At 56.5% G+C, this 14,030-nt stretch carries 9 protein-coding genes; 6 read left to right on the forward strand and 3 right to left on the reverse strand.

Going from position 1 to position 14,030, the window contains the following annotated elements; genetic code table 11:
- Positions 1–9: 9 nt before the first annotated feature.
- A complete protein-coding gene (locus tag Fuma_RS35220) occupies positions 10–174 on the reverse strand; it encodes a hypothetical protein (protein WP_158520932.1) in 165 nt (54 codons plus the stop codon).
- Between the two features lie 195 nt (positions 175–369).
- Between Fuma_RS35220 and Fuma_RS10245 the strand changes: the two genes are divergently transcribed.
- The 4 genes from Fuma_RS10245 to Fuma_RS10260 all read left to right on the forward strand — a co-directional run bounded on the left by Fuma_RS10245 (position 370) and on the right by Fuma_RS10260 (position 10,588).
- Complete coding sequence (locus Fuma_RS10245; protein WP_077024057.1) at positions 370–1,764, forward strand: SAM-dependent methyltransferase; 1,395 nt, start codon at positions 370–372, stop codon at positions 1,762–1,764.
- A gap of 393 nt (positions 1,765–2,157) precedes the next feature.
- A complete protein-coding gene (locus Fuma_RS10250; RefSeq protein WP_077024058.1) occupies positions 2,158–3,456 on the forward strand; it encodes an OmpP1/FadL family transporter in 1,299 nt (432 codons plus the stop codon).
- Between the two features lie 314 nt (positions 3,457–3,770).
- Positions 3,771–8,651: a PVC-type heme-binding CxxCH protein gene (locus tag Fuma_RS10255; RefSeq protein WP_077024059.1), complete on the forward strand. Its 4,881-nt coding sequence runs from the start codon at positions 3,771–3,773 to the stop codon at positions 8,649–8,651.
- A gap of 359 nt (positions 8,652–9,010) precedes the next feature.
- Positions 9,011–10,588 carry a hybrid sensor histidine kinase/response regulator gene (locus Fuma_RS10260; RefSeq protein ID WP_077024060.1) on the forward strand — a complete coding sequence of 526 codons (1,578 nt, stop codon included), beginning with the start codon at positions 9,011–9,013 and terminating at the stop codon, positions 10,586–10,588.
- 62 nt (positions 10,589–10,650) lie between these two features.
- Here the strand turns inward: Fuma_RS10260 and Fuma_RS10265 are convergent, their stop codons facing one another.
- Both Fuma_RS10265 and Fuma_RS10270 read right to left on the reverse strand, forming a co-directional pair.
- Complete coding sequence (locus Fuma_RS10265; protein ID WP_077024061.1) at positions 10,651–11,544, reverse strand: hypothetical protein; 894 nt, start codon at positions 11,542–11,544, stop codon at positions 10,651–10,653.
- On the reverse strand, positions 11,541–12,140 hold the full coding sequence (locus tag Fuma_RS10270) for a DUF1499 domain-containing protein (RefSeq protein WP_218922417.1): 600 nt from the start codon (positions 12,138–12,140) through the stop codon (positions 11,541–11,543). Before Fuma_RS10270 ends, Fuma_RS10265 begins: the two co-directional genes overlap by 4 nt.
- Before the next feature lie 30 nt (positions 12,141–12,170).
- On the opposite strand from Fuma_RS10270, the gene rsfS reads away from it, so the two are divergent.
- Together rsfS and Fuma_RS10280 are read left to right on the forward strand one after the other, a co-directional pair.
- Positions 12,171–12,683, forward strand: a complete 513-nt coding sequence (gene rsfS / locus Fuma_RS10275) for a ribosome silencing factor (protein WP_229360888.1) — start codon at positions 12,171–12,173, stop codon at positions 12,681–12,683.
- 8 nt (positions 12,684–12,691) lie between these two features.
- Positions 12,692–13,879: an endonuclease/exonuclease/phosphatase family protein gene (locus tag Fuma_RS10280; RefSeq protein WP_077024062.1), complete on the forward strand. Its 1,188-nt coding sequence runs from the start codon at positions 12,692–12,694 to the stop codon at positions 13,877–13,879.
- The last annotated feature ends 151 nt before the right edge of the window (positions 13,880–14,030 follow it).

Raw genomic sequence — 14,030 nt, forward strand, 5'->3', positions numbered from 1 at the left:
TGCACTACATCAGCCTGCGATAAGCGGCGGCAGATCGACAGGGCTCGCTGCCTCGATTTCCATGACGATATCCTTGAGCTTCTCAAGAGAAATTTGCCGGTTCGCAGGAATTCCCCCCCCATTGATGTGGAATAACGGGAAGTCTTTGCGCTGTTGCTCCAGCTTCAGCCGCAAAGTTTTCTGCGCTCTCCTATGTTGATGCGGATGGAGCGTCGTCGACGGCCCTAAGGCGGTCATAAATCTTCGCGATCGTCGAATTCGGCGGGCACAAAAAGGTCACGTCGGGAAGACCCCCTTTGCGTCTGAACGATCAAGTTTATTCTGAGTCTCAGTTGGCCCTTCAACTTTTTCAACTCAGGACTTACCACAATGAAATCAGACACACTCACACTTCCGACACTTTCATGGGAACAGGACTACGATCAGCGAGTTAACCCGGAACTCATGACAGGACTGCTTCGCAAAGCAATTCCGGTCCTCGACCAATCCGATTGGTACATCGACAAAGTCGAAGAAGGATTCTGCGAATCCGTTCTTCCGCTAAACAGTCCCACAACAAATCAACATGGGACTCACCAGGCCGCCCTAATTTCGCTGTCAGCGGATTACACAGGTGGACTCGCTTTGGCCACATTGCTGCGAGGCGTTCCGCTTTCAGGCGTGCACCGGTGTCAGGATGATAATTCGGCATCGCTATGGCTGGCTTCGATGAACGTCAAGTATCGCAGTCCAAGCTCGGGCCATCTTGTCGGTACATGCCGCATCGACCCGAAGCAGGCCGAAGCGATTCGCAGTCGTTACTTCAGCGGAAACCGAATCCTCGCCACGCTGGAAGTTCAGTTCCATTCCAACGGTGACCTGGTCGCCATCGCGGAAATGAAATATTTCGCTCAGCCGACTAGTCAGCTTACGCCAGCCGCTGGCAGCAAGAACCGATCCGCTTTGTTCAGCCACAAGCTTAAGGCTTCGGCCCGCATGATCGCAGGAATTCGGTCTCGAGAATCGGTCAATCCGAGGCTCACGGCCCATTGCCCGCATGCCTCAGTGGGTGCTGGTCCGCACGGCGAATTGCTGGCAATGCGGCTGGAAAGTGCACTTCCGCAACTGACCGATATGGTTCTGGCCAGGACGCAGCACATTGACGAAGTCCTTCGCGAAGTTGACGGTCTGCAACAGGTGGTCATGCTGGGGGCCGGTCTGGACATGCGACCGATGCGGCATGCGGCAGCAAATCCGGGGCTCACTTTCTTTGAGATCGACCTTCCCGAGATGATTGCTGAACGTAAGCGAATCGTGGCACAGTTGCCGCAGTCGTTTGATGACCAGCGCGTGCAGCTTGAGGTCGATTTCCGGTCAGACGATCTTGTCGCAATCCTTGATGAGCATCCTCGCTTCCAACGCGGTGTCCCCACGATGTTCATTTACGAAGGCTGCTCAATGTACTTTACCGAACCCGAAAATCAGCACTTGCTGAAGATGGTGAAGGAACTGATGGAGCACCCGCAAAGTTGCTTGTGGGCCGATTTCGTAAGTCGTGAAGTGGTCACCGGTCGGACAAATGATCGCAGCATTGCCGCGTTTCTTGAGGGCATGGATGAACTCGGCGAAGCATTCATCTTCGGAGTCGAAGACCCAGACGCCTGGCTAAAACAAATTGGTTTGGGGCTCGTGGAAACGACTCGCTGCGGCGACTACCTGAATGAATCGGACATGGTGTTCAAGACCTACTCATTCTCCGTCGCCAAACGCTGGGAAAACTCGTGATGACTCACGTCCAGACACCGCTTCCATCTGGTTGACGGTGACACGCGGAACCAGACAGTAAACGTCTCTCTAAAACAGCGATGGCAACACAGGTTGCCATCGCTGTTTCGCTTGACGTCTCCAAGCAAATTCCAGTGCCTCAAGTCGACCGACGTGCGGTGCAGCAAACGTGAAAAAGGGCGTATCGCTGGTGAGTGCAGCCCATGGTAGGGATACGCTGCAAGGTGGGGGAAAACCTGATGAAAGTGGGCAAGACGCGTTGTCCGAGCTACGACCTTGCGAAGATTGATGAGCGGATACGGTATTTCGATTGGCATGACTGTAACGATTCTGACGACGCTTTAGTCAGCAGCAATTACTCACAGCAATGATGTACCGCTCTGGATCGCAATAATGAACACCACTTTAAAGTCGGCCGCTTGTGCGATCGTTCTGTGGGGCCTGTTGAATTCGTATGTCAACGCACAGGGAATTATCGTGTCTGCGGTGGGGCCCGTAAATCGGTCCATGGGTGGAGCAGGCACTGCGGCTCCGCTGGAATCGATGGGAGCTTTGTTCTCGAATCCCGCCCTTATTTCAGCGCTTCCGGAAGACGAATTAAGCATCGGGCTGGCGGGCGTTTTGCCTGTCCTGCAGACCAAATCGTCCATCGCCGGATTTGGTAGCGGCTCCACCTCAGCCGAACCCGGGATTACGCCGCTTGTGAATATGGGATGGGTTCATCGCCCGGAAGATTCTGAGGTCACGTACGGAGTCGGCCTGTTTTCGGCGGCCGGATTTCGAGCAAATTTTCCGGCCAGCGTATCCAACACTGTCTTTACGCCACAGTCGAATAATGCTGGCGTTCCCGGTGGTCTTGGGCAGGTGTATACGGAAGCCGCCTTCATTCAGTTTATCCCCACCATGGCTTTGAGGGTCAGCGACGGAGTTTCGATTGGCTTCGGCCCGACAGTGACGATCGGAGATCTGATTGTTGACCCGTTTGTCTTTGATTCGCCCGATGATGCGGACGGCAGCGGTGCACCGCGCTATGCCTCAGGAATCGGAACTCGAACACACTGGGGCGGAGGATTCCAAACCGGTATCTACTACGAAAACGAGCAGGGGCTGCATCTGGGTGCGACTTTCAAAAGCACACAGTGGATGGAGACATTTTCGTATAACTCGGAAGACGAACTTGGCCGCCCCCGCACTGTCGAAGCCAAGCTGGATCTGCCGATGATGGTGTCACTTGGCACCGCATGGTCCGGCTGGGACCGCTTTGTGTTTGCAACAGACGTTCGCTACTTCGACTACTCAAACACAGACGGTTTCTCTTCAAGCGGCTACGAGCCGGATGGAACGGTTAAGGGGCTCGGCTGGGACAGCGTTTTCTCAGTTGCCACGGGAGTGCAGTACGCCGCCACCGAAGATCTGTTTTTGCGAATGGGGTACACATTCAACGAAAATCCGATCCCGGACAGCCAGGCGTTCTTTAACATTGGATCGCCGTTGTACTACCAGCATGAAATTCACGTGGGCGGTTCGTACCGACTTAGCAAACGAGTCTGGATCAACCTGGCGTACACGTATTATCTTGAGAACGACATCTCCGGGCCGATTGTCACACCTGCAGGCGCGATTCCAGGTTCGAACGTAACGAATGAAAGTTCCGTTCACATTGCTGATGTCGGAATCACCGTTCGGTATTGAAAACGTCATCGCTGCTGAAACCGAGCCTCCGCCGATACCGCTCTGCAGTGGATCCCATCACACGCCTGCCATTCATCGCACACTTGCAGAAGGCAGTCGGCTCCATCGCCGCAAGTTTGCAGCGCCGCGCGATACCGTTTCCTGTGTCGTGCGATGTTTGGAATTCTGCTGAGTTGTGTCCTGCAGCCGCTGGGCCATAGAATGAATTCCGAACGGGGCATTCCCGTTCGAGCCAGCCAGAGGACCACCTTGGGGTTGCCGCCCCGGTTCTGTGGCCTTTTTTATTGGCCGATTCATCTTAAGGAGCAGTGCTGATGGCAGCGACAATGATGGACACTTCTGTCCGAACCGTTCATCGAGCAGGGTTGCCGCCCCGAATATCCCGAACGAAAATTGTGCCGCTGTTGTTGAGTGCGTTGGCCGTGTTGGCGTCATCTGCCACACTCCTGACAAACGAAGTGCGTGCCTCGACTTCAGACAAATCAGCAGGCCGTCCGAACGTCGTGCTGATCATGACCGACAATCATGGCGCGTGGACACTGGGTTGTTACGGCAACAAAGATATTCGCACGCCGAACATCGACAAACTGGCGGAAGAAGGCACGCTGTTTGACAACGCTTTTGCCAGCAATCCGGTATGTTCGCCGACTCGCGCCACCACGTTAACCGGCTTGATTCCGTCGCAACACGGAGTGCACTGTTTTCTGCGCGGAGGCCGCCTTCAAACCGGCCCGGATGCTCGCAATACGCTGGACGAGTTCACTTCATTACCAGAAGTGCTGAAGCGCGAGGGCTACCGCTGCGGATTGGTAGGCAAATGGCATCTGGGCAGTAATGCGTCGCCTCAGGAAGGCATGGACGATTACTGGATCACGATGCCCCATGGCGGAACGTCCACGTTTTACGATGCGAAGATTATCGAGGACGGCAAACAACGCACGGAGCCGGAATACCTGACGGATTTCTGGACTAAGCATGCGGTGAAGTTTGTCGAAACCGACGACGACAAACCTTTCTTTTTGTTCCTGGCCTACAACGGCCCGTATTCGCTAAGCCGCCTGCTGCTTCGCGAAGGCCAAAACCGTCACGCGGAATTCTATCGCGGCAAAGAACTGCCGTCGTTCCCGCGCGAAACGCCTCATCCCTGGCAGTTACACAACCGCGACTACCAAAACAATCCTGTGTCGATTCAACGAGTCGCCACGGAAGTCAGCGGCGTGGACGATGGCGTCGGCACGGTGATGGCGGCACTCAAGGCAAACGGCCTGGACGACAACACGATCGTGATCTTCATGGCCGATCAGGGTTGGGTCGGAGGCCACGGCGGCTTCTTCGGCATGGGCGACCACACCCGCCCAACCACGGCCGTGGACGGCATGATGAAGATCCCATTGATCGTGCGACAGCCGGGCAGGATTGCCGCCGGTCAACGCAGCCAGAAACTCGTCGCGAATTACGACATCTACAATTCACTGCTCGATCATCTGGGAGTCGACGCGAACAAAGCCGACGACGAACCGGTTTCGCCCGGAAAGAGTTTCGCGGCAGAGTTGCAGCCCAAAGTAGCCATCATCGCTCCGCGTGATGAGCCGCGCGTTGGGACCACCCAAAAAACATACACCACCACGGCCGGATCTACCGTCCCCTCACAACAAGATCCGCAGTTTGCGAAAGCTGTTCGAAACGACAACTTCGCTCGGTCCGCCAATTCAACCCCCGCGTCGCCACGTCACGCGGAGCGTGACGGCTACGTGACAACCCGCCTCGAAAAGACTGAGCACCAGGACGCCATCTTCTACGAATTCGAAACTCTACGTACCATTCGCACGGCTGACTGGAAATACACCGAACGGTTCCCCAATGGGCCTCATGAGCTATACGACCTGAAGAACGATCCGCAGGAATTCAATAACCTATATCGCGATGAGCCCGCGGCCATCCAGCAGCAACTCCAAGACCGCCTGCGCACGTTCTTCGCGAAATACGCCTCGCCCAAATACGACCTCTACAACGGCGGCGGTTCGCAAACCGTGATCTACGACGGCGTTGAAGAAGAGATCGCTCAGGCAGATCCGGTGGAACCGCCCGCACTGCCAGAAGGCTTCAAAGCCAAGGAATTCACTCTGCCCGAAGGCTTCAGTTCAAAGTTGATCGCCGGTCCGCCGCTGGTCAACCACCCAACGATGGGCTGCTTCGACGACACCGGTCGGCTGTTTATCTGCGATGGTGCCGGAGCGAACATGTCGGCTGAGGAACTGGAGAAGAATCTTCCCAACGAAATCAAGATGCTGGAAGATCAGGACGGCGATGGTGTGTTCGACAAGTCGACCGTATTTGCCGACAAGATGACGTTTCCGATGGGCGGCACGTGGCATGACGGAGCACTCTACGTAGCATCCCCGCCGAACATCTGGCGACTGGAAGACACCACCGGAGACGGCAAGGCCGACAAGCGAGACATCCTTGTCGATAAGTTCGGCTACACCGGCAACGCGGCCAGTATTCATGGCTGCTTTAAGCACCCGAGTGGACGAATCTACTGGTGCGACGGCTATCACGGCCACGAATTCAAAGACAAAGACGGCAACGTCACCAGCAGTCGAAAGGGCTCGTACATCTTCAGTTGCTGGCCGGATGGCAGCGACGTTCGCATTCACTGTGGCGGCGGCATGGACAACCCGGTGGAAGTCGACTTCACTGACGAAGGCGACATCATTGGCACCGTGAACATCATGTACACACGGCCGCGCATCGACTGCCTGGTGCACTGGCAATACGGTGGAGCGTACCCTCACCGCGAAGCCGTTCTGGACGAACTGAAAGTCACGGGCGACTTGCTGGGGCCGATTCACAAATTCGGCCACGTCGCGATTTCCGGAACGACTCGCTATCGCAGCGGAGTCATGAATCATCAATGGGGCGGCAACTTCTTCGCCACGGAATTCAATCTCGGCAAAGTTGTGCGAGTCGAATTAGAACCGAGCGGCAGCACGTTCACGTGCACCGAACGTGAGTTCCTATCCTGCAATAACCGTGACTTCCATCCCACCGACGTGATCGAGGACGCCGACGGAAGTCTGGTTGTGGTCGACACCGGCGGCTGGTTTTACCGAGGCTGCCCGACGTCTCAGATCGCAAGGCCCGACGTGAAGGGTGGCCTGTACCGCATCGTCCGCGACGGAATGACGACTCAGGTGGATCCACGAGGTAATCGTATTGCCTGGGCCGATCGCACGGCAGGAAAGCTCATGCAGGATCTCAAAGACACGCGTCACGCCGTCCGCGAGAAAGCCATTCAGGAATGCGTGCGGCGAGGCGACAGCGTGGTGCCGATGTTGGCCTCCACGTTAAAGAACGGCGACATCGTTGCGAGGCAGAATGCGATTTGGGCATTGTCGAGATTACTCTCCGTCACCGCTTCGGAGACTGCTCAGGCGGCAATCGTTGCGGCGCTGGCTGATCGTGATGCCAGGATTCGACAAGCGGCTTGTTACGTGCTTTCGGTCATTCCGAACCCAGCCGCCAAAGACGCGCTGGCTGCCCGCCTAAGTGACTCTCACCCGGCTGTCCGCCGGCAGGCCGCCGTTGCCGCTGGGCGCATCAAGGGTGATGACATGACGTCCGCTCTTTGGGCTCAGGGCGTCTTTCAGTACCCCGGCGACGCGGACCGAGAAGAACAGCATGCCCGAATGTACGCTCTGATCGAACAGTCAGATCCCATGGCGATTCAGAAAATGATCGACAGTTCTGATGGGCCGCGACTTGAGTTACTGACGGTGCTGGCCGAAACCAGTACGCCGTCCGAATCTGCCGTTCAGCAGATCGTAAAAGCCCTGACACTGTTTCAACAATCTGAACACGCCACGAGTCTGTTGTCGCGGGTTCTGACGCAGACAAAGGTGAACAAGAACGAGGTCCTGCTACAACAGGCTCAACAACAGGTCGCTCAGCAAGTGCCGGTGTGGCTAACACTGAAACCCGACCCGGCCGATAATGACGCAACCGATCGCGCACTTCGAGCGATCGAATTTGCGCTGCGGCGATATGGCGACAATGCTCAGATTCGGTCAAGCGTCAACACTCGACTGTCGGATGCGGATTGCCCGGCTGAATTGAAGCAGTTTCTACTATCGCTCACAGGCGACGTGCCCGCTGTCGCGAAGGTCCCAAAGCTGCAGGAGACGATTGTCGCCGCTTTGGAAAGTCACGATTTCGGTGGCGAACAGTTTCAGTTGGCTCTTGATGCGGCAAAGCGAGTCGACCGCCCGGAGATCAAGCAGACGTTGGCGAAGATTGCAGCCAGCGAAAACACTCCGGCTCTGATCAAGGCTCGAGCGTTCAGCGCGGCCGCCGGACCGGGGCGAGGCCTGCCCGATGACGCTTTCTCAGTGCTTAGCCAGATCATGGCGAACAATGGCCCCGATTCTGCGGAAGCCGCAAAGTTGTTGGCGTCGTCCGGACTGACCGCAGCGCAATCGGAAGTCGTTTCACAATTCCTGAAAGACGCCGGGCCGCAGCAACTGAACGATTTGCTGGCTCTGTTCAGCGGCAGACTGACAACAGAACAGGCGAGCAGCTTTCTCGACAACGTCGAAAATGCTCGTTCACTTAGCAGCGTTCCCGCCCTCACCATTTCCGAAATCGTGAAGCGGTTTCCGGAAGAACTGCATGATCGAGCGAACTCGTTGCTGGACAAAATGCAGGCGGCCGAACAGGCAAAGCTGTTGAAGCTGGATTCGCTGATCGGGCAACTCAAAGACGGCAATGCGGCCCGCGGTCGCGACGTCTTCTTCAGCGAAAAGGCGAAGTGCGCCACATGCCATGTTGTTGGAAAGAAAGACAACGGCGAATTGCTGGGTAAGCGAGTCGGTCCGGATTTGACCACGATCGGAGCCAGCCGAGCACCAAAAGATTTGCTGGAATCGATTCTGTTTCCGTCGTCAACAATCGTGCGGCAGTACGAACCTTACACGCTGGTGACGACCGCAGGTCGCAGTTATTCGGGCCTCGTCATCAAAGACACGGCCGAAGAAATCACGATTCAACAAAGCACGGGCGATCCGGTGACAGTCGCACGCAACGACGTCGAAGAACTGGTGCCGTCAACCGTATCCATCATGCCCAAGGGGCTGGATGAAACCCTGACTGCGCAGCAAATTGCCGATCTGGTCGCGTGGCTGCAAACGCTCAGGTAGCTCGCCAAGCCATTCACAACGGACCACCAGAAGCCCGATGTCTCTCGAACACCGGGCTTCTTTTTTATCCAGAACTCGCGACGCCAACCGGGCGTTTCGAATCTGATGCACTGCATAAGGAGTTACCCGACCATGGCAGGTGTCATTCGCTACAGCCGAAATGCGGGTGTCCTCTCCCACGGCGGTGTTGACCATGTAAGTTCCCGAAATCGGTCGGCGATCCGGAGTTGCGTTTATCGAATTAGGAAGCGAGACTGACCGTTCGGAGATCATCTCACCCAAATATCGTCGCGCGGCGTGGACTTTAAGAAATATTAGGTCTGCGTTGTTGGCAACCGCCCCACCTTCCGTGCTTGCTCATGGCATCCCTCCCATTACCGGACGACGGCTACCAAACGTTCCAGGCTCCGCCCATCGAACTCACCGATTGGGTCAGTCAGGCAGAATGTGCTCTAGCGCTGACCACGGTTTGCGGGCGAGTACTGACGATAAACGGGCCGCTTGCCAGACTGATTCCACACACAGTCGCGGGGCCTGTGACTGAACCGGTTTGTGTTTCTTCGCTACTGCAGAACCGCTGTGGTGTGCGTAACACTCACTCCATTCTGGAATCGTTCAACGGCCGGTGCACCAACGCCTGCGTCGCCAAACGTTTTGAGCTTTCTGGTCACGACGACATTCTATTTTCGGTGATCGTTTTTCCACAGGTGGTTGGCGGCACGGTGGAATACCTGGTCTGGCAGTTCGAAGACATTCGCCACGCTCAGCAGTTGCAGGACTACGAAGCTCACACCGAAAAGATGAACGTCATTTCGCGTCTTGCGGGCGGAATGGCTCACGAATTTAATAACCTGCTGACCGCCATCCTCGGTAACCTGGAACTGATTCGCACTCGCCCTGCTGAGACCATTGAGGCGGTGCTGACGAACATTGATGCCGCCGAATCTGCGTCGTTGCGAGCCACTCGGTTAATCGGCGAACTGCGACGTTTTTCCAGCCGCAATCCGCCTCATCAGGAAGCCCAGGCGTTGGCTCCGATCGTCAGACGCGTGCACCGCAAACTCGCTGGCACGGCACCGTCAAACATCAAAGTTCTGTCGTCGATCAAAGGTGACCAACAATCGTTGCGAGCCCTCTTCAACGCCGACGCCCTTATCGACGCGTTGCTTAAGCTCGGGCTTAACGCCGTCGAAGCCATCGGTACGGATCGCGGCTGCATTGAAATCGGCGTGTGCGAATCTCAGTGCACGTCCAGCCACAAGCCAGTCGTGCAGATAGACGTCAACGACACAGGACACGGCATGTCTCTGGCGACTCAGGCACGCGCGTTTGAGCCATTTTTTTCCACCAAACAAAGCTCATGCGCCCCCGGACTCGGCATGGCGCTGGCTTATAGTCTTATCGAAGAAATGGGCGGAGCAATTCGCATCGTTGGCAGCAGCGAAGAAGGTTCGCGGATCCGAGTCACTCTGCCCCTGGCACCATCGTCGCCAGAATTAACGCCAATTTCCAACGCCGCCGTGACCGCACAGCCAGACGCGAACGGTGGGCGTTCCGAAGTTGCGGCCAACCGGGCACTGACGGTGGCATTAGTCGATGATGACGCCGATGTTCGCAGTGTTGGGCGTGGATTATTGCAACACCGCGGTCACAATGTGACCACGTTTCTGTCCGGCGCCGATTTGCTGGTCGCGATGGACGAAGGCGCAACGTTTGACCTGATCGTGCTGGACAATTCTATGCCCGTGCTTAGTGGTCAAGCGACCTATGTACGGATCAGGCAGATCGACGAAGATGTTCCCGTGGTGATTAGCAGCGGCCGAATTCCGGACCTCGCCACATTCGCTCCGCCCACCATGGCTGCACCAAACGGGTTCCTGGCAAAACCATTCACTCTGACAGACGTGACCGCATTGCTGAAAGACTGCTTCCACTAACAACGGTGCGACTCGCCGCCAGGTCGCACGGTGTTCCTTCGCCGTTTCGAAAGCGCAACTCCCTAATCGGGAAGACCGGCGTTGTCCGAAAACTTCGGTGGTGTGTCAGAGCCGTCCTTTTTGTAAAAGCGAGTCAGGTCGATTCCGCCTTTGACTTCCATTTCGGCGATCTTCAATCGCTGTTCAATCTTTGACAGCCGTGCTTCCAGAAATGGTGACAGCCGTTCGTCGATCAGTTTCTTCGACAGCGGTACCTGAGGATAATTGAGCTGACGCTGCAGTGCGGAAAAGAAGTACAGTGGATCGCGGCCAATATTGGCTTTTGCGATCCGTCCATCCTGCTCACCGAACAACGCCTCCGGTTCGTCGCCCGTGTTTTGGTCGTCGTTTTTTTGAGCGGCCGTTTGCTGACTCTTTCGCCGCGTGCGAAAATTCTCCGACGCGCGATAGACAAGTTCAGACAGTTCGGCGACGCCCAACTGATTGTGCAGGCTGCGAATCCAGCGACTCCAACGTTCGTCGTACAGCGGGTCGGCTGCAATCGCACGCAAGCCATCAGCAAAGCCCAGGCGGTTGCGAGTGACGCATTCGAACTGATACACAAACAGGCCTCGCCGCGACGCTTCCCCGGCACGATATTTGGCTTCGCGTTCCAGAATCTCCAAAGCGGTCAACTGTTCGAACTTCGAAACTTCGTCTTCGGCGCGAGCCACCACAAACGTTTGGAACGCGGTAAAATAGTGCGGCAACCGCGCCATCGCGTCGCTGATCTTGCCTGCGTGCAAAATCTCGGCGCGCATGAAATCTACGGCCATCGGCAGCCGGGTGGTTGCGAGGATCTCTTCGTGAACGGTCTTCAGGATGTCCTGCGAAGGCGTGTTCTGCTCCAAACGCTCGCGATACACACGAAAGAAGTATTCCTGTTCGATGTACTCTTCGCGCGGAAGTGTGCTCATATTGTTGTTGTTCCTGCCTGAACCATCCGTTCCCGAATTCGCTCCATCCGATCTCGATTGACGCCCATATCCGAATGCCCAACCCGCGACGCCGATCGGAAGTGGATTTGGTCGCTCTCCGGGTCGATCAGAAATTCGACGTCGTCCACAAACCGAAACACGGCGCTGCGAAATTCGGCTCGCAAATACAGGTCCCGCTGTTCCACAATGCGGCTGCGCGGCATCGATTCGACGATTTCCCGCAGTTTGGACAACGCACCTTCCGGCGAACCATCGTACGCCAGCGGTGTCATCCTTTGGTCCGGGTTCTGTGTCTGAGTCGACACGCAATTGGGCGTATCGGGCAATTCGGCCAGCTTTCCGTCGTGTACGCCAAGGCTTTTGGGGGGCGACGCGGTCAGGCTAAGCAGGAACACGCCGGCAACTCCCACAGCCAAAACGCCGCCCGCAATTAGAAGGTAGATCTGCATTCGGTTAAGTCCCGCCGGACGTGGCAAATTTGGTGTGGCCGCTCGCCTTGCCATGCGGCTTCCGTTATTCTCACCAGCAATCTCATTCGTCGCGATCGACTTCGACCGACTTCGTCCGGTTTCCATTGTTCTCTCGAAAAAAGTTGTCTCAGTTCCATGTCCGATCCGTCCGCCTCTTCCGAACAACCCAACGACAGCTCAGACGCGGATTCGCCTGTTGAAAACGGTCAGCCGATGGCTGAAAGTGCTGAACCGGATTTCGATCCCACGTTCGACACCGAAACCGTCACGCAGCCCCGAGACGAGCAACTGTATCAGCGCAGCCTCGCGAATGCTCTGATCGCAGCACGCTGTGCTGACGAAATGCGGGCTCGCGACATTGTGGTGCTGGATATGACCAAGATCGCTTCCATCGTCGACTTTTTCGTCATCGGCACGGGCACCAGCCGTCGTCAGATGCACGCGATTGCAGATGAAGTCAATCGTAAGCTCAAAGGTGAAGAAGGCAATACGCGACTGAATATCGAAGGCTACCGGACAGAAGGAAACTGGATTTTGATGGACTTCGGCGACGTCGTCCTGCACGTTTTCACGGAAGAAGGCCGCCAACTATACGACCTCGAAAACCTAAAAGCCGACGCCGAACGAGTCGACTGGCAGAACCTGTAAGGGACCACATGATCGGCTGGATTGTCAGGCTGTGTTCATGCTGGCTGCTGGGCGTTTCAATGCATGCCCACGCCGCCGACGATGCGACGGTCCGCGTTGCAACGTACAACGTCAGCCTGAATCGGAAAACTGAAGGCGCGCTGGTTCGCGATCTGCAGAACAACGACGCTCAAGCGACAAAGGTCGCTCGCGTGCTTCGAACCATCCAACCCAATATCGTGCTGCTTAACGAATTCGACTACGACAAGGCGGGCGTAGCGGCAGAGTTGTTTCGCTCGAAGTACCTGGAATCCGACATTCCCGGGCTGCAAAAGCTGGCGATGCCGTATGCCTATTGCGACGCCGCCAACACGGGTGAGCCAAGCGGTCTGGACCTGAACAAGGACGGATCCACCGATGGTCCGGCAGACGCATTTGGGTTCGGCAATTTTCCCGGCCAGTACGGAATGCTGCTGCTGTCGAAGTATCCCATCCGGTCGGAAGACGTGCGGACGTTTCGAAAGTTGCTGTGGCACAACGTGCCAGACGCGGCGGCTCCCGTTGATCCGAAAACCAACCAGCCGTGGTATTCGGACGAGGTGTGGCAGCGGTTGCGTTTGTCATCAAAGAGTCATTGGGATGTGCCGGTACAGATTGGCGACAAAGTGCTTCACGTGCTGGCCAGTCACCCCACCCCGCCCGCTTTTGATGGGCCGGAAGATCGCAACGGACGCCGTAATCACGATGAGATCCGCTTTTGGGCGGACTATGTTTCGAATCCGTCCGATGACAATCGCGGCAACTGGATTCGTGACGATGCCGGTCGCATGGGTGGCATTGCGAAGGAGCAACCATTTGTTTTGTTGGGCGATTTGAACGCTGACCCCGTCGACGGTGGAAGTCATCAGCACGCCATTCGTCGGTTGCTGGAACACCCTCGCGTGAACTCAACCTTCACCCCAAAAAGCGACGGCGGGGCAGCAGCGGCCAAGCAACAAGGGAAAGCGAACGCGAAGCAGCAAGGTGATGCCGCCTTCGATACCGCAGACTTTTCGGACCGCGTGGTGGGTAATCTACGAGTGGATTACGTGTTGCCGTCGCGTGAATGCCAGGTGAAGGCAGGCGCTGTGGTGTGGCCTCAGTCGGGCGAGCCTCTGGCTGACGCAATTGACTGTTCGGATCACCGCATGGTATGGCTCGACCTGGCGTTTCCGTAGTGTTTCCGGCAGATCCTGCCCTGCCTCGACGCCGGTTGTGCGCAACAAAGGTCTGCTTCGGCAATTGCCGCCGGAGCCTCGCAAAACCGACTTTTTGCCACTTCGTCTGCCCTTGAGGGCATTTGCCCACTGCTGCTAATAACCATCCATG

It is taken from the genome of Fuerstiella marisgermanici (assembly GCF_001983935.1).
Lineage (GTDB): Bacteria > Planctomycetota > Planctomycetia > Planctomycetales > Planctomycetaceae > Fuerstiella > Fuerstiella marisgermanici.

Bases quoted from the DNA above. Each gene is read 5' to 3' on its own strand.
- Fuma_RS10245 (WP_077024057.1), top strand. From the start codon at position 370: ATGAAATCAGACACACTCACACTTCCGACACTTTCATGGGAACAGGAC.
- Fuma_RS10250 (WP_077024058.1), top strand. From the start codon at position 2,158: ATGAACACCACTTTAAAGTCGGCCGCTTGTGCGATCGTTCTGTGGGGC.
- Fuma_RS10255 (WP_077024059.1), top strand. From the start codon at position 3,771: ATGGCAGCGACAATGATGGACACTTCTGTCCGAACCGTTCATCGAGCA.
- Fuma_RS10260 (WP_077024060.1), top strand. From the start codon at position 9,011: ATGGCATCCCTCCCATTACCGGACGACGGCTACCAAACGTTCCAGGCT.
- Fuma_RS10265 (WP_077024061.1), bottom strand. From the start codon at position 11,544: ATGAGCACACTTCCGCGCGAAGAGTACATCGAACAGGAATACTTCTTT.
- Fuma_RS10270 (WP_218922417.1), bottom strand. From the start codon at position 12,140: ATGGAAACCGGACGAAGTCGGTCGAAGTCGATCGCGACGAATGAGATT.
- rsfS (WP_229360888.1), top strand. From the start codon at position 12,171: ATGTCCGATCCGTCCGCCTCTTCCGAACAACCCAACGACAGCTCAGAC.
- Fuma_RS10280 (WP_077024062.1), top strand. From the start codon at position 12,692: ATGATCGGCTGGATTGTCAGGCTGTGTTCATGCTGGCTGCTGGGCGTT.